Source organism: Roseburia sp. 499 (assembly GCF_001940225.2).
Lineage (GTDB): Bacteria > Bacillota > Clostridia > Lachnospirales > Lachnospiraceae > Petralouisia.
Genome location: NZ_CP135164.1, coordinates 3350555 through 3367872 on the forward strand (window position 1 = coordinate 3350555; position 17318 = coordinate 3367872).

12 protein-coding genes and 1 riboswitch are annotated in these 17318 nt (G+C 36.1%); all 12 genes read left to right on the top strand.

What is annotated here, in order from left to right; all coding sequences use genetic code 11:
- The first annotated feature begins 10 nt into the window (after positions 1–10).
- Positions 11–580: a hypothetical protein gene (locus BIV20_RS16530; RefSeq protein ID WP_075721759.1), complete on the top strand. Its 570-nt coding sequence runs from the start codon at positions 11–13 to the stop codon at positions 578–580.
- Positions 581–595: 15 nt separating this feature from the next.
- A complete protein-coding gene (locus BIV20_RS16535; protein ID WP_075721758.1) occupies positions 596–1336 on the top strand; it encodes a hypothetical protein in 741 nt (246 codons plus the stop codon).
- 291 nt (positions 1337–1627) lie between these two features.
- On the top strand, positions 1628–3802 hold the full coding sequence (locus BIV20_RS16540) for a hypothetical protein (protein WP_075721757.1): 2175 nt from the start codon (positions 1628–1630) through the stop codon (positions 3800–3802).
- 13 nt (positions 3803–3815) lie between these two features.
- Positions 3816–4019, top strand: a complete 204-nt coding sequence (locus tag BIV20_RS16545) for a hypothetical protein (protein WP_075721756.1) — start codon at positions 3816–3818, stop codon at positions 4017–4019.
- 506 nt (positions 4020–4525) lie between these two features.
- Complete coding sequence (locus tag BIV20_RS16550; RefSeq protein ID WP_242939873.1) at positions 4526–4675, top strand: hypothetical protein; 150 nt, start codon at positions 4526–4528, stop codon at positions 4673–4675.
- Positions 4676–4933: 258 nt separating this feature from the next.
- Positions 4934–6028 carry a hypothetical protein gene (locus BIV20_RS16555; RefSeq protein WP_075721754.1) on the top strand — a complete coding sequence of 365 codons (1095 nt, stop codon included), beginning with the start codon at positions 4934–4936 and terminating at the stop codon, positions 6026–6028.
- A 185-nt stretch (positions 6029–6213) separates the two neighbouring features.
- A riboswitch (cyclic di-GMP riboswitch) is annotated at positions 6214–6289 on the top strand.
- A 73-nt stretch (positions 6290–6362) separates the two neighbouring features.
- The gene (locus tag BIV20_RS16560; RefSeq protein ID WP_075721753.1) at positions 6363–6563 is read left to right on the top strand and encodes a DNA-binding protein; all 201 of its coding nucleotides are present in this window, start codon (positions 6363–6365) and stop codon (positions 6561–6563) included.
- Between the two features lie 208 nt (positions 6564–6771).
- Positions 6772–11091: a DEAD/DEAH box helicase gene (locus BIV20_RS16565; protein WP_202817021.1), complete on the top strand. Its 4320-nt coding sequence runs from the start codon at positions 6772–6774 to the stop codon at positions 11089–11091.
- Positions 11088–13544: a PIN domain-containing protein gene (locus tag BIV20_RS16570; protein ID WP_075721752.1), complete on the top strand. Its 2457-nt coding sequence runs from the start codon at positions 11088–11090 to the stop codon at positions 13542–13544. The genes BIV20_RS16565 and BIV20_RS16570 overlap by 4 nt, the downstream gene beginning before the upstream one ends.
- Positions 13545–13553: 9 nt before the next feature.
- Positions 13554–14684, top strand: a complete 1131-nt coding sequence (locus BIV20_RS16575) for a hypothetical protein (RefSeq protein ID WP_075721751.1) — start codon at positions 13554–13556, stop codon at positions 14682–14684.
- A complete protein-coding gene (locus tag BIV20_RS16580; protein ID WP_075721750.1) occupies positions 14684–16534 on the top strand; it encodes an AAA family ATPase in 1851 nt (616 codons plus the stop codon). Before BIV20_RS16575 ends, BIV20_RS16580 begins: the two co-directional genes overlap by 1 nt.
- Positions 16535–16542: 8 nt before the next feature.
- The gene (locus BIV20_RS16585) at positions 16543–17109 is read left to right on the top strand and encodes a 4Fe-4S single cluster domain-containing protein (protein WP_075721749.1); all 567 of its coding nucleotides are present in this window, start codon (positions 16543–16545) and stop codon (positions 17107–17109) included.
- Positions 17110–17318 lie beyond the last annotated feature (209 nt).

Below are 17318 nucleotides of genomic sequence, written 5' to 3' on the forward strand. Positions count from 1 at the left end.
CGGTGGTATTGTGAAGAAACTGATTAAAAGAAAGAAGCAGGCGACAGGAGCTTTTGGATATTTGTTTATGTTCATGACGGTGTTGATTGTAGCAATTATCACTTTATATATGGCGCAGGTAAGTAAGCTTATGACTCATCAGCATCATGTGGATGATTCGTTAGCAGATGCAGTTTTAGCAAGTCTTGTAGCAGATGATGTGTACTATTTTGAAACTTATGAGCTTACAGGTACACCAGTTGTAAGATTTAGAGATAAGGATAAATCTTATGCAATCTTTAAGGATTGTATGAATGATTCGGTATCAGAAACAGATGGATTCTATTACAACTTTGGTTTTGATACCTTTATCTGTTATGAGGTGGAAGGTAATATCGTAAAGGCTACGGAGTATTCTGGTAATGGCGGTTATAAAAGGACATGGACTGCAAGGATTGGCTCTGAAAGAACTCCCACTGGAGAAGTGGTAAAAGAAACATCAGCCTATGGCAGGGTAAGATTTGGAATCAAGAGCATTATTAATGGAAATTTGATAACAAAAACCAAAGACATTTATTGTACTTTGGAAATCAACAATTAGGAAGGAGACTATTATATGTTTGAAAAAAAGATAAGCGAAGAGCAGAAAAAGAAGATGGAAAAAGAGACAAAGAGATCTCTTAAGAAGGAAAAGAAGGACAAGGCAGCAGACAACAAGATTCTTTCGGTAGTGAAGGTAGTTGTTTTACCGCTTTTATTTGCAGGTATTGTGGTATGTGCAATCTATCTTGCTATGCAGCAGAAAGCAGTTCAGGATGATCTGAAAACAACGGTTGTCTGCATGAAGGAAGACGTGCCTGCTAATACCTATGTGGAATCAAAGGATATTGAAAAGTACTTTACGACAGTGAAGGTACAACTTGAAGCAGTACCGGAAAATGCATACAAATCACTTTCGGATTTTTCAAAGGATGGATTCTATATTGAGAATTCAATGAAAAAATCCCAGATGGTGCTTTCTTGCAATATTGCTTCTAAGGATGAAGTGATGGACAAGTATTTAGCAGGTTATGAGGTAACATCCTTTGATGCCCAGAACTTTTCTGATGGTGTAAATGGTTCTCTTAGACGAGGGGATATCGTGGATGTATATGCATTGGATCCTGCAACAGAGCTTTTGACTTTATATGCAGAAAATGTATATGTGGCAGAGGTATATGATAATTCCGGTAAAAAGGTGACAGAGCCTGATGGAATTGCAACAGCATTTACAGTATGGGTAACACCAGATGAGGTAGAGAGCTTAAATTTGGCGGTTGTGTATGGCGGAGTGCAGATGTATTTGAAGACGGAGTAGAGATTTCAATAACTCTTGAAATACGTTAGGAAGCAATCTTGGAAAATAATAGTTGACAAAATAATGGTGGTGGAATAAAATGATATTTACAGATGTGACTCTACAAGATGCGAACTACGAAAACGCTGAGTCGAAGTCATTACCAGTACACGATTTTAGGAACACCACCTTTATCAAGTATGCGGCGAGAGATTTATGAGATGAGTCCGTGCATACGCACGGTTTTTTTTATTTTATAACCTCCTTGTAATAGTCATGTCTGATGATAAATTACAAGGAGGTTTTTTCATTATGAGAAAACGTGAAATGACAAAGCTTATGGCAGCTGAGGCACATAAGCGAATGAAATCCGCACAGTCGTTGGTAGTCATTGGTCCAACATCGTCAGGAAAGAGCACATTGGTTTATGCATTGGTAAATCATAAGTTGATTAAGTTCATCATGGTTGGTGTGGGTGATAAGTGTCAGACAACCATAATTCCATGCAACTTTATGTTTGATGCGAGAATAGAGAGAAATGAAGATTTTTCAATCCAAATCAAAAGTAAGTCATTTTCTACAAAGCCAATTCATATGAAGGTTATGGAGATGCTTGCAAAGCAATTTGCTGCAAATGATTATGATTGTGCTGATACTATTGATTCAATTGATGAAGCAGCATTTCAGATGGTTCTTGAACCTACTGATGCTTCATATCATCTCGGAAAGCTAGCGGATGAAATTTCTATTGAACAGTTTAAGCTAGTAATTAATACAGCACTACTCACTATTGAGAATGCTGAAGAACCTTTCCTTAATCGAGTAAAAGCGAAGAAGAAAGAACCGGATAAGCGCAAAGTTTCAATAGAAGAGATCAGAAATATTGTGATGGAAGATATGTGGAGTGAGTTGAACCCAATCTTGTTAGAGGAATACCAGGCTTGGTTAAATAGTATTGGCAAACTTATTTCTGATAGATTAGACAAGTGCCTTGGTTGCATAGATGACCCTAACAGTATACTTGAGTACACTGTTGATGAGAATGATGCTGAGCTAAAGTATGGAGGTGCGATTTTACAAAGCCTTTTTGATCCTTTTGAACCATATAGTTTAGTAATCGAGGATATGACTGTTGCCTGCAGACCTAGAGAGGAACTTATAAAACAGTTCGATGATAAAATCCCTCTTAGATTTTGTTTGCGAGACACCATGGGACTTAATCAGATTAGTGCAGACAATAATTCTATAAAGGATGCGCTTGATATAGCATTAAATTGTAGCCCGGATAGCATTTTACTTTTAATGAATTTGGAAGAAAAGGATGAGGTTATCATTGATTGTTGTGAGGCAATTAATACAAGGGTAAGTAAAGCACAGAAACTTGATATTCCAATCTATGTAATATTTACTAAAGCTGACAGAGTGATTAGTAATATTATTAATAAAGCAGAGCGCGATACGGTTGAATTAAGACAAGAGGATTATTCGAAGAATATCTGTGGAGCTATTGATACTATGGAAAAGAGCATTAAGAAATACCTTACATGTCTCAAAAATCAAGACTCAACGTGGCTTTCAATCAGATATATGGAAGAAAAAATTGATCCAATACAGACTGCATTAAGAGACTTAAATGATGAAAGACGACGCAAGTTTACTCAAGATGGTTTGTACGAATTCATTAACGAAGTACTGATGGAAACACAGATGAGAATTCTTCCAAAGGGAATGAAAGCCCCTTTATTTGTTACTGTGAAAGAAACAAGCTCGCCTGCTATCAATATAAGTGTAATACAAGGGGTTATCAGTACAGAATACAGCCAAATTGTTTCAGCACTAACTACTGAAAAGGCAATTGTAAATGGATATCAGATTACCGACACACGTAGGATTCACGGAAGGAGTGTAGTTAGGTATTATGAGAACCTTCAGGTGGGCTTAGGGTATACGACAAATGCGTATGTATATGGTAATTTTAGTATCAATATGAAGGGTATGTTAAGAAAAGTGCTTGAAAAATATATTCCTGATTTCCTTACATTGTATGAAAGCGAAGCTATCAAAACTTTGGCTGATAATCTAGATGATGTCGAACTGGATTATATTATAGAGGAATTAGACGCAAACAAAGATATTACAAGATTTGCGTTTTCGGATATTAATCCGGCGGTATTTGATGGATTACCTGAGAAGGCTAGAAAAATTCAGAAGTTACACTTGATTTTCAGACATTACTTTGCTGCTTCTGAGAAGTACAATATGGTTATTGATAAGGTTGCATTTAATCTCTCATATGGAAATAAGATTATTCGCAATATGGTTGATCAAAAGTACAATGAACCATATATAACATACGACCAGACTATTAGAGATATGCAGGAAAACTTTATTAAGTTCTTCTCTTCCGAAAGATTTGCAGACATGCTTACTACAGAAATTAGTAATGCAATGACCGAGATTGTAAACAAGATGTTTGTGATTATTTAGGAGGGCAATGCTAATGAATGTAGATAATATTGTAAATCTCAATGAGTTAGAATCCACAGGAATTATTGAATGTCCCTATTGTGGAAAGGGCAAGGCATACATTTATGGAGCGACTGGAATGCAGTCGAGTGGATGTAGTGTATGCAAGAGAATAGTCCTTTGGGATTTTGACAACAAAACAGCTTACAAAGCTTCTGCAAAGAAATTTGCAAGTTAATATATAGATGCTACTTGAGCACCAGGGGCCGCATAGCGAGCTACCACTTAGCCGGGGCAGATAAACATTTAAGGAATAAGTTCTTTGTGTTTATGTGCACCGGTTTTTTTGTTGCAATTCGATGTCATCTAAAGACATTGGAATAAAAAAATTTTTCATGCTGAAATATGCATAAAATCTAACTTTGAGAGATTTTGAGGTTTTGCAGTGCAAAATAATACTTGAAAAATTCTCCAATGCAGAGTATTATACAAAAAGAACAAGTGTTCGATAAGATTGAATATTTGGGATCAGCTAGAGTATTCTGCAGTGGGGGACACGGGCTCGGTGTCTTACGGAAAACCCGCTTCATTAGCCGCTAGATCAACGGCTATGGCTACATTTGCACGAGAATGACAATTCCCTTTTTTCTCGATGAGATGAACGTTACTATTTATCTTTATTGGAGGTGAATTCTGTTGCAAGAGATCACATTTTATTGCAAGAACTGTAAGAAGAGTTTGCATATGTCATATATTCTTACAGGAAACGATGATGCACCGGTGTTACCGAGTGTAACCATCAAGTGTACATGCTGTAAGCGTGTGTTAATGCTTAAGAAGTACACAGAAAAGAAACTGTTGGAACATGCTGTTGGGGATAGGTTTTACATCTAAGCAGCTACAAGAACACTATACAACTGAATTAGTGCTCATCACGATACACGGGCATGACCCAAGAGAGGCGTGAAAAACATTTACCAGCGAGGACTGGGCGTTTTTCACGTCTTATTTTTTTATCTGAATATGGAAATCGAAGGCTTTCTTCCTGGTAGCAACCGGGAGGGAGGCCTTTTCTTTTAGCCAATTTAATACCCAGAGGATGTGTGCGCTTCCTCCCAAGACAAATTTTTTAAGTCGCAGGAGGAAAAGAATATGCGTACAACATTAACATTTAACAGTAACTTGGAGTCTTTGTCAGATTATATGACAAGAGTAACAGCAATCCTTAGAGCTATAAGGGATAGCGTACCTGCAGCAGATGGCATTGATTACAGTGTTGAATTAACTAAGGCAGAGAAGATTGAGTTATTTCAGGAGACTTTAATTCTTGCCATTCAGGAGATGGAGAGAACTACAGGAAAGCATTGCACTCGTAAGCACCAGTTTGGACAGGATGAAGAGGATTTTATTAGTAATTTCAAGATTGTTATTTCTGATAATTTGCTTTCGTTCAATGATTCTGTTCATCTTGAGGATGGAGAGAAGCAGTATCAGTTTTCAACATTTCTTAAGCATCTTTCATCCGAAGCACTTATTCTTACCTATGCCGGTATGCATGGTGTAACCAGGGATGTTGAGAAGAAGTTTAATCAGATTCTAAATTTAAGAAAGAGACTTGCAAAGGATAGAGAAAAAGACATTTATTCTATTACTCCAGAAATGATTCATGAAGTGAAGCCAGAATACTCTGTTAAGGATATCAAAGCAGTGTTTGATTATCTTGACGGAAGGATGTCAGTTGAACAGATGATTGAGGAGGACGGTATGGAAGGAGAAGCATTCGAGGATAAGAACCATGAAGGTCCTGATCTTAAGAATGAGGTAATGGATATTAACGTTCAGAAATTCTTTAATCTTTTCCTGGGAAAGATGAGTGATTTGGAGAAGTTCTTTGCCTTGATTGAGATTGGCTGTTCAGACAAGTACGCTTCTATGACTGTATCTCAGCTTGGTGTGGATCCGGTGTTTATGAATATTGTGGCTGCAGATTCAAGATATGCAAAGAACATTATGACTGGTGATGTGGTTATTAAAAGACCAGATCGTCACTCATATACAGACAGAGATATTGAGCTTAAAGATGTCAAATATGTTGGCGGAACTGTGGTTCGTTATCAGAGAGAGCAGACCAGACTTCGCTGGGCGAAGCTTAGAGAGGTATTGACTGAGGATGATATTCTTGGAAATAAGAGTGTGGAGTACTTCCAGGAGAAGTGGGAGAAACTTATAAAGAAATATGATAACTAAATGGCCGATAAGTATTGGATTATTTTAAAAATCTGTTGTACTCGGTTTATAGATATTTTAAATTGTTATCAATAGTTTATTTGTGCAAAATATATATCTTAGTTGTTTAGAATGACGAGTTAATGAGCAGAATTACTGAAAATATATTGACATTGTGCGAATGAAAGTGTATAATTGTTGTTAGCTTGATATTGAGGCAAAGTATGTGAAAACATATGACGCAAAACTATAGGGACTGTAGAATGTCAGCCAGTTGCAGTATTGATTATTAGACACAGTCTTTTCTACAAAATGGGAAAGCCTGTGTCTCTTTTTGTATCATGTGAGGTGAATTATGAATGGATATTTAAAAATTTCAGAAGTTTCAGAAAAGTGGGGGATTAAGGAGAGGAGAATCAATACTTTGTGCCTTGAAGGACGTATAGAAGGCGCTATCAAGTTTGGGAATACTTGGGCTATACCAGAAAATGCTGAGAAGCCAAAGGATGAGAGAATAAAGAGTGGTAAATATATTAAGGAAAAAAGATTAGTATGACATATAGTGTCTTGGTAATTATATATAATTGGTTAGGAACATTGAGCTATTAATTGTTCTACTAGTACGGCAGAGAAAGGCATGGTATTGAGGTAGATATCTAGTAATAAAGATATTAGAAAAAATACTTGGTGTTCTTGGTGTGGGCATAATAGAAACAGTTGTGGTTGCTGATTTACCAAAGTCGTGAGATACGGGGATGAAAGATATGGCAAATGACAAAGATTTTACGAAATTGATAGCGGGAATTGTTGGTGCTAGTATTGCAGGTGTAGCGGTATCTGCAACGGTTAAAGGTGTTAAATCATCAAGTAATAAAGACAAAGAAATAACCAATGCAACACACAAAAAAACATCAGATGATATTTTTGAGGAAGAACGTATCAAACAGGAAATGGATGATATGTGGAAACAAAAACAAATGGATGATATGTGGGAAGAACATAGAATTATGCAGCATTCAGTATGTGGCTCGGAAAGGAACAATATGGCAGATAGAAATGATAATAGCTTTTATGACAATGATGAATATGAAATCGACGATTATGAAAATGAATATGACGAGGACGATGAGTATGATGAAGAAGACGAAACAGAAGAAATAGATAATTCGGAAATGTCATTTTATGGACGCAACATTTGTATTTTGCTAAACGATAGTGAAGATGATAGAAGAAATAAATTAAAGACAAGCGAAGCAAATCTGGTTAAGAGATTCCCAAAATTAAAGGAATTATCTTCAATAGATAGAATGCAGCAAATCTTGGACGGATTATTTCCTGAAGGTTTTCAGAAGCAGATGTATGTAAGAAATCTTACCTTTACGGGTAAGAATGGTTATGATGTCAAGGTTCTTGGAATAAGACCTGAAAGAACACCAGGAGATTTTCTTGAAGGTTATTTACCAGATGAAGTGTCTTTGCTTTTTAAAGGACATATTGCTGGGAAGGAATTTCGAGTTGATTCAGTCTTTGAAGTAATGGATACAGAGCAGCTTGACTTTGAGGTGGATGTTGTTGCCACTCCTTATCAATCTCCTGAAAGAATAGGGGCAAACTTCCTTTATGATATTTTGGATAATGCCGGTTCACTTACAGAATATACAGGTGAAAAACTTGAAGAGTGGAAGGAGTATTTGGCGTGGAAACGAGAACTTGCTAGTCGTCAGATTTATGGATGCAAGTATTTCAAGGTAGGATTCGACGAAGAAAAGAAAAGGTTGAATTTCTGGCTCGTCTTTGAAGATCCGGATACATTTAAGGCATTTAAGAAGTATTTAAGCCGTGATATTCAAGTTTTTGACAATAACTATTCAAAGGATAAATGGCATTTTGATTTTGCTGGAGATATCAATAATAGAAAGCAGCGATTTAATAGTGTAGAACTTGGACGTTATAGAGGCGTTGTTAGCGAATACTATCTTAGGGATAATAGTGAATTCTTTGATGAAGAGCAGGAAGAAAAACATATATTAACCGAAGAAGAGTGGATGAGTGGCGACTATGATGATGAAGTATATGAAGAGGAAACTTCAAAGGGAAGTATTTACGAAGCATATGATAATCCTTATATAGTTCAGGTTGCTTATGATCTTAATCGTAGAGATATAGATGAGATAAATCAGCGTAATTTAGACGATGAGGAAGCAGTTCAGTATGTATACGATAATATTTTAGGTAATTACTATACGGATGGATTCTTGGCACTGTCTGCAATAGGAGATTTTGTACTTATTAGAAGATTCCAGCAGGCGATAGATCAGCTTGAAAGAGACGAATGCTATTCTCCAAACCTAGCCATGTGGCTTTTTAATGTAAACAGAGCAAGAACTCCTGAAGATATCGACATAGATATAGATAAGTGGCTTAACCCAAAAATAGAGAAAAATGAAAATCAGAAGGAAGCTGTTAGAAAAATGCTTGCTGCACCTGATTTATGTTTAGTTCAGGGTCCTCCAGGAACAGGTAAGACAACAGTTATTGCTGAGGCAATCTATCAGTTTGTTCGTAGAGGGGATAGAGTCCTTGTGGCATCGCAATCTAATGATGCGGTGGATAATGCATTGGAACGATTGGCAGATTCACCTGAAATTAGAGCTATAAGATTAGGTCAAAAAGGCAAGAAAAAGAGAAAAGTTGAAGATTTAAGTACCAGAAAGTTTGGAGAAGATGAGGCACTTAAATACTATTATCATGCTCTTTCACTTCAACTATCGAAGAATTGGCTTGATTTGTGGGATTCACTAGAAAGCGGTGGTGTACAGTACGACACAGATATTCGAGATGCGAGCCTTTTTAACCAAGATATTGCTTCTTTAAATACAGAATTGTCAGGATTAAATCAGGAGTATGAGGATGTAAGAAAAGAATTTGCCTTATTAACAAAGGAATTTGAAAGGGCCAATGATGAAAATACAAAGTTAGAAGAGGATAGACATCAGTATCGACTGGCATCAGATTGTTTTAACGGTGAATCAGATTCACAGTTCTATTTGTCTGAGGACATGCTAAAAATCTTCGAAACAAAGCTGAATAAGCTTATAGATATTACTACAAAAGTAGGTATATACCTTACGCCTGGCTTGCTCGATGTTGAAGTAATGGGACTTGGAAAAGAACAAGCCTATGTATATATGATTTCCAAGAATCTTAAGACACTGAGCGGATTATGTGAGAAGATTCGGAGCGCAAAGGGAAATGATAGTAGTAATGATGGAGAGATATTAATCCTTAATAGTCAGCTGTCTGATGTAAAGCAGAAACTTTTGGAGTGTTTGCAAGAAGATGACACTGATGGAGCCGCACAGTATACAAAAGAAATGAAGTCGTTACAAAAGAGAATTGATGAACTTAAATTCTCGTCCTCGGTGGTTACTATTTCTGATGTTGAAAAGAGCATTTTGGGGAAAAATGTAATAGATGGTATTGAAGCTGGCGACACGGATAAATGGTTAGAAACATTTACTTTAGTTATCGATAAATGGACACAGGCTATTGCGTTAGCTTTGGCTACAGTTAAGGAAGAAATCGCATCACGAAAAAGTATAGATGTATCCGAAATAATAAAACGACGTTCTGTTGCTGAAAGTAAAGTGTCAGAAATTGTTGAAAGAATGGACAAAACGAAAGCTCAGATAATTACTAAAAAGCAAACGTTATTAAAACTAAGAGAAAAGTACGACATAGAATCCACTAATGCTAACGATATCATTGCTCATATCAAGCAGTTAAAGGAAAACAATATTAGGCAGCTTAATGAGCAGAGAAGTTTTAGAAATGATTGGGAAAAAACAATTAGAGGTTTCAAAGAGCGTTTGGATGATGCAGATGCATTTAAGTATGACCAAGAACATTATCAGCAGATTTATATAAATGCATGTAATGTAGTAGGCATTTCTTGTACCGATAATATGAGGAATCTAACTGATAACGGATACAATGACTTTGATGTTGTAATAATTGATGAGGTTAGTAAAGCGACTCCACCAGAACTTTTGATTCCATTAATGAAGGCACGTAAAGCAATACTTGTAGGTGACCATAGACAGCTTCCACCTATGTTCAAAGAGCACGAAGGGTCTTATAAGGAACTTGCCGAAAGCCAAGAAAACGCACCAGAAGAGGTAAGAGATTTACTCACCCAGGATAATTTTAAGAGATTCCAAAAGATGGTTACTTCTTCATTGTTTAAGGATTATTTTGAACAAGCTGAAGATGAAATAAAGCATTCTTTGTTGGTACAGTATCGCATGCATACAGACATCATGGATATTATAAACCGATTCTATGAGCAACGTTTATCATGTGGTAATTCAGAAGAAGTTGAACGTATGGAGAAGAGCCACGATTTAACTATTAAAGGTGTAGATGGTAGTACTTTTATTACTCCGACAAGACATGCATATTGGATTGACTCTTCTTTCACTCCGAGTGACAAGCCGATCTATGAGGTTAGACCTAATAATAGCACCTCAAATTATAATGTCTTGGAAAAGTATATTGTAATGGAGTTGTTAAAGAAAATTGCTGATGCATATAGAGAGCAAGGATATAACAAAAACAATAAAAAAACTGTTGGAGTTATCAGCTTTTATCAGATGCAGGTAAACGAGATTAGAGAAGCGTTTAGAGAAGCAAAAAGAACATTTGATTTTTCGGCTATTGATGTGGATATTAATACAGTGGATAGATTCCAGGGTAAGGAAAAGAACATCATCATTACTAGTTTGGTAAGAAACAACGAAAAGGGACGTGCTAGTAAGCATGTAGTTGCTTTTGAACGTATTAATGTTGCGTTTTCAAGAGCTCAGGAGCTTCTGTTTATTGTTGGTGCTAAACATATGTATGAGAATCAAGCTGTTCAACTTCCTAATATGGATATGCCGGGATTTAAGACGGCTCCTGTATATAAAAACATTATGGAAGGACTTAACAGAAAAGGATGTTTTAAGACTTGCAATAAGATAATAACACCAGAAATAGAGGAAGAAATTATTGCTGAGTATAAAGAGATGGGGGGAAAATTATGATTTTTTCAGAAGTAACACTTTCATACCCTTGTGTACAGCATAATGTTGAAGTCGCACATTTTACAGCTAGAAAATCCACAGCTATTGAGTGGCTTATTCTTGAGGCTATTAGCAAGTGTGAGAAGCTGACTAATTACACTGGTATTTCAATAGGTGATTTTTTTGAACAGATATTTACAATTTCAGATGCTGATCTTTTGATTAGACCAGTTTTAATCTCGCTACAAGACATGGGAGCGATAACTATATCAGGAATTGATGATGAGACAGAACTTGATACAGTTGCAATGAGCAATTTAAAATTGACCAACACTGGACGAGAAATGCAAACTTTGGGGCTTTTACCTGGGACAACATCAGAAGAAACTTTTTCCATTTACTATGATATTGTTGCTGAATCTTTGAAAGATGAAGCAAATGTTTTCAAAGAAGAGTCAACTGGGATCCGAGTAATTGATATTGAGGATGCAGATGATACAGAATTTCCGGAAGGAGCAATTAGAGAGTGGTTATTCTCCATTCAGAACGATAAAAAGCGAAAGCGGTTAAACTGGCTTACTCCAACAACGAGGATAGAGTCGATCACTCGTCTTGGCTCAGAATTATATTGGAAAAATATCACACGAAAAGTTGAACTAGTCGAGGGAATGCGTTGGAAGGTTTCTGGAGTAGAGGATGAGAATATAGATGAGGTTACATTAGAAGAATCGGATATTTCATGTCCCGAGAATTTAAAAGATTTACCTTATTTGGAGATATCAGATCCAGATGCCGAAATAAAAAGACTTGTATCAATTGCAGAAATCAATTCATTAATAGGGGAATTCCTTCAAAAGGATGATTTGTTTTGTGTAGAGTCAAAGTACTATAAGGACATAAAGGTAAATCAGCAAGGCAAGAAAAAAATCAGAATAGGAATAGTATATGGTTTTGATAAGTTTGAGGTAGAGAGCAAAGGAAAGCAAATCATTATACGTGTACCTGATTGTGAATTTAGGAGTATGGGACTTTACTTTAATACAAAAGATTCGGTACAGGCAGGCATTGCTACGGTAACCGCAGGATCTATTTCTAAAGATATCGCAATTGCATATATTCCAAATACAAGTGAGATAAGCCTTACTAATACTGTAGTGGAAATTGTTGATAAATATTACGCTCAAGATAATACTATTTTGTTTGCATTATATGAACTCGGACTAAAGGAAATGTTCTTGCAATATTCCGAACGTATTATTTCTGAAGAGGAAAATATTGCAGATAAAGCTAAAACAATTGAACAGTTTAATGAGAAGAGCAGGGGCTATTATGGACAGAATATTATTTCAGCGGCAGACAAGGAAAGGTTGCTTGTAAACGAGAATTACATAGTGGGAAAATGCCAGACAATAGAAGGTGCTAAGAATGTTATAGCAGAGTATGCAGAGATAAATGCATTTAGACAAGACGAAAGTTTATTCCAACGAATAATGAAACTGTCTATTGAAACTGTTGGTGAGCAAGACTCTTTGGAAGATATATGGGATTTTTGGAAGGCTATTTCCTCAGCAAAGAAAGCCTATATAAACTGGGTTACAAAACTTGGCCTCCAGAAGAAACTGTACTCAAAGAAAAGTATTATGACCTTTATAAATAAATTCACTGACGAAAATATTTTTGAAATTGAGGAATATACTGCTGTTGAACAGATTATTCTTAGTATGAGAAGAATATCATTGCAAATAGAAAATATGCTGCCCGAACTGAATCTGTATAAAACGGTTAGCGAAGAAAAATATAATGAGCTTGTACTTAGTCACATCGATATTATTGAGAATCTGTATGATCAGTCTAGAAAATGGCAGGATGAAGAAGAACGTTTCAATAATAAGATAATTGAACTAGAGGAAATACTTACGACAGATACACCATTTGATAATGTAAGAAAGAATATATCCGGACTGCGTAATGCTCTTGCTACATTCTTTGATGATTCCTTCATGAGATTTAATAAGGTGTATATTGTGGATACATGTACACTTATGAATGAACCTAGCTTGATTTCATGGTTTGATGGGGAAAAAGCATTACTTGTTATTCCAATGATTGTACTTGATGAACTTGATGGCTTAAAGAGTGATGAAGATGAAGAAAAAGCTTTCAAGGCAAGAGAGGTAATTAGAAATATTAGTAATTACAAAGCATACGATTGGCTGAGCACAAGCGAATCAAGTCATCCGGAATTGCTTTCAGATGATTTAGATAAAGAACGAAATGATAATAAAATTCTGTCGATTGCAATTCGGTACTGTGCAAAGAAACCTATTCTGTTAACTGATGATATTAATCTTGGAAACATCGCAAGTGCAAATAAAATTGAGAATATGACTCTTGAAGCATATCAAGCGATGAAGCAACACGAGAAGTTGTCAAACAAGGGTAATAGTAAGAAATCAAAGAAAAAGAAGAAATAAGGAGGTTTTATGAGTAGTTCATATGAATATTCTTATGCTCTTGAAGCAGCGCGTAGGAGACAAATCTATTTGAATCGAATTGCTTCAACAACAGAGCAATTTTTTAATCGGTATAATCAGCAGTATAGAGAAATGAAAAACCGTGGACTGGCTGCATATATTCCATCTGAGATGAGCAGATTAGAATCGGATCTTTCCAGAATTAGAAGCTTATTAACCTCCAATCCAGAAGAAGCAAGAGACCTTAGTTACGAGGTGGGTTCATATATTAGAAGTATGTCGTCATTGGCTTCTGGGGCTCGTGAACAATTTGAACGTGCCGAAAGAATGCGAGTTGAGGCACTTAGAGAAGAAAGAGAACATCAGCAGAGTGCCTTGATGAAAGAGTATTTTGAAATTTTGCAGACAATAACTAATCCAATAGTTGTTAACTATTCCATTTCTGAAATGCAGCAAATTAGGCGCGAGATTGAAAATGGCAGATTGACAAGTTCTTCAGAACTTAGAAAGAAGTCAGCAGATGTAATATCATCTGCAGAAATCAAGGCTGTTGAATGGAAAGAAGGAACAATTAAGAAAAATCGTCAGAAAGACGCGGCACAAGCTCTTAGTGAGGCTGAAGAGCGTCTTAAAACAGAGAAAATAGAAAATCAAGAAAAAACACAAGAGTTTTTGGATAAAATTAGCAAGCTCAAAGCAGGGCTTGATGCAGGAACTGTTGATGCAGACACTGTTGAAAAGCAGGTGGTTTCTATTGAGAGTGAAGTTGACGATACCCTTATTTCTGAAGAAACAAGGCGTGAAACTGTGATGGCAATTGTCAAACAGCTTAAGAGTCAGGAATTTACTGTAGAAAAACCACAGCTGGTACAGACAGACGGCAAAAATTTTGTGAAGATAGTAGCAAAGCAACCATCGGGTAAACGTGCAATCTGCAATGTGGACTTGCATGGAAAGATAGCATATAAATTTGATAATTATGCTGGAATGACTTGCTTAAAGGATATAGAAAAATTTAATGTTGATCTTGAACAAGTTTATTCAGTAAAGTTGTCTGATGAAAGAGTATTGTGGCAAAATCCAGACAGACTTTCTATGGATGCAAATAGCTTACCGAGTAATGAAGGGAGAAAGGCATAATGGCGGATAAAGAATTGAATCTTTGGCTAGAGCGATTTAGCCGAGATATAGGATATAAATCTTCAGTAATAGTTTTTGGAAACACAGCTGATATAATGCTTAATCCTAGAAATTCTGGTAAATATGACTCAGTAATAAATACTCTTATTTCTTATATTCGAGATAAAGGATTTAAGCAGGTTGTTAAATGGGATCGTGTAGACGGGATTGATCACAGTATATCAGACGAAATTGTTGGTGTGGATGATCAGAATGTGCAGGAACCTAGTTCTAATGATTATGACTTGGGTGGTTATGATTTAGGTGATAATACAAATCAGGGGAGAAACTGCTATAAGTCACCAGATGAATTCTTCCCTTATATGCTAAATGTAATGAAGAATAGCTCAAATAGGACAGCTTTCATATTAGATTATTCAGATTATATTTTTGGAAATGCAAATTCACTATCTGAGAAGGAACGTGATTATCTTGCAACACTGGGAAAAACGCTTGAAGCAGGCCAATCCTACAATATGCTCGATAGCGATTTTGCAGATATAGGAAATATTGTTGTTATAGTGGCTCACAATAACGCAATGATTCCGCCTGCGTATTATCTGAATAATTCGATGGTTAGTTCCGTAAGCGTTCCTTTGCCTGGACACAATGAAAGAGAACACTTTATTGATACTAATAGAGCGTGCTTAAATATTACACAGGACATTATTTCAGATAAAACTGCTAAAGATGACCTGATTGATGCACTAGATGGTTTTTCACTTAAGGATATTGCACAGATGATGAAGTTATCAAGACAGATGACAGAAAAAATGTCATTTGAGAAACTTATCAATCTATTCAAATATGGTGAGAAAGTAAGTCCTTGGGAAGAATTATCAAAAGATAAAATAGAGCGTATTGAGGAAGAACTCGGTAAAAGAGTTAAAGGTCAGGATGCGGCGATTTCAAAAGTGAAGGATGTAATTATCAGGGCATATACAGGTTTTTCAGGTTTACAGCATTCATCAAAGCAGAAAAAACCGAAAGGAACATTATTCTTTGTTGGACCTACAGGTGTTGGTAAAACGGAACTTGCGAAATCATTAGCTAGTTTTGTATTTGGAGATGAAAATGCATGTATTCGTTTTGATATGTCTGAATATAACCACGAGCATAGTGATCAGAGGCTTGTTGGAGCGCCTCCAGGATATGTTGGATATGAGGCAGGTGGACAGCTTACTAATGCAGTAAAAGAAAAGCCATTCTGTGTTTTGCTATTTGATGAAATTGAAAAAGCGCATGGAAGAATTCTTGATAAGTTTTTGCAGATACTTGAAGACGGACGTCTTACTGATGGTAAGGGTGAGACGGTTTATTTTTCTGAAACAATTATTATCTTCACATCAAATATAGGTGCTGCAGAAGTAGATTCTAACATGGACTCAAAGGAAGTTAAGAAGCAGTTTGTGGAAAAAGTGCAGAAACACTTTATAGAGGAATTAGGAAGACCGGAGTTACTAAACCGTATTGGGGATAATATTGTTGCATTCAACTTTATTGATGATCCAACTGTATTTACGAAGATTGCAAAATTGAAGTTTAAGACAATCGAAGACTTCGTAGAGGAGAGATATGGAGCAAGAATTGCATTTGAAAATGAGGATGAGATTTTTGTATCTATAGGCAAGAAGGCTGGAAAGCAAAATGGTGGTCGAGGTCTTTTAAATGTTATGGAAACGGTGATTATTAATCCGTTATCAGAGTTTATCTTCGAGAGATCTGATATGTTGAGAAATAGACAGATCTTGATTAAACCGATGTTTCCGGACAGACCGGAATTATGCAGGTTTGAGTTTGAATTGAAGTAGGTGATTAGATGGCTTATTTAAATCTTGCGTCTATTAGACTTTGTACTGAGTCTGAGGGACCTGGAAAAAGAATTGCTATATGGGTTCAAGGGTGCGAAAGAAGATGCCCTGGGTGTTGCAATCTTGATATGCAGGAAATACGAAAAAACATAATAGTAGATACAAATGATTTGATAGAGCTTATTCAAAAATCTATGGCTTCAGATGAAATAGAAGGTTTGTCATTTATAGGTGGTGAACCAATGTTGCAAGCTGAAGGGTTAAGTGAAATTGCAAAGTGGGCTCATTCGGTTGGGCTCACAGTACTTGTGTTCACTGGTTATTTATATAATGAACTGGTTGAGATGAATAATAAAAGCGTGGATGAACTCTTGTCAAATATTGATTTGATAGTGGACGGACCATATTTGCAGGAATTGTATGATAATGAACGTGATTGGATTGGTTCAAAAAATCAAAACATCCATTTTTTAACACAAGCTTATGAGCCTGGGATAGAATTTGAAAAGCAAGAGCACCAGATGGAGGTTTTGGTTTCGGAAAACGATATCTTGGTAAATGGATGGCCATATTAGGTAGTGACTCCATAACATGTTGCTCATTGAAAAATAGTGAAATTATGTTTAGATACAATGCAGAATAGATGATAACCAGATACTGGATGGGTTTATTGTGGGTGACATAAGAAGCTACTTGAGATTAATATGATCTAATCAGCCATAAGGTTGAAAAGATAAAATAATATAGGAGGGAGGTAACAATTATGCAGGAGCTTAATAATGCA

Coding starts and splice junctions, on each gene's coding strand:
- BIV20_RS16550 (WP_242939873.1), top strand. CDS start 4,526: ATGTCATATATTCTTACAGGAAACGATGATGCACCGGTGTTACCGAGT.
- BIV20_RS16555 (WP_075721754.1), top strand. CDS start 4,934: ATGCGTACAACATTAACATTTAACAGTAACTTGGAGTCTTTGTCAGAT.
- BIV20_RS16560 (WP_075721753.1), top strand. CDS start 6,363: ATGAATGGATATTTAAAAATTTCAGAAGTTTCAGAAAAGTGGGGGATT.
- BIV20_RS16580 (WP_075721750.1), top strand. CDS start 14,684: ATGGCGGATAAAGAATTGAATCTTTGGCTAGAGCGATTTAGCCGAGAT.
- BIV20_RS16535 (WP_075721758.1), top strand. CDS start 596: ATGTTTGAAAAAAAGATAAGCGAAGAGCAGAAAAAGAAGATGGAAAAA.
- BIV20_RS16565 (WP_202817021.1), top strand. CDS start 6,772: ATGGCAAATGACAAAGATTTTACGAAATTGATAGCGGGAATTGTTGGT.
- BIV20_RS16540 (WP_075721757.1), top strand. CDS start 1,628: ATGAGAAAACGTGAAATGACAAAGCTTATGGCAGCTGAGGCACATAAG.
- BIV20_RS16585 (WP_075721749.1), top strand. CDS start 16,543: ATGGCTTATTTAAATCTTGCGTCTATTAGACTTTGTACTGAGTCTGAG.
- BIV20_RS16570 (WP_075721752.1), top strand. CDS start 11,088: ATGATTTTTTCAGAAGTAACACTTTCATACCCTTGTGTACAGCATAAT.
- BIV20_RS16575 (WP_075721751.1), top strand. CDS start 13,554: ATGAGTAGTTCATATGAATATTCTTATGCTCTTGAAGCAGCGCGTAGG.
- BIV20_RS16545 (WP_075721756.1), top strand. CDS start 3,816: ATGAATGTAGATAATATTGTAAATCTCAATGAGTTAGAATCCACAGGA.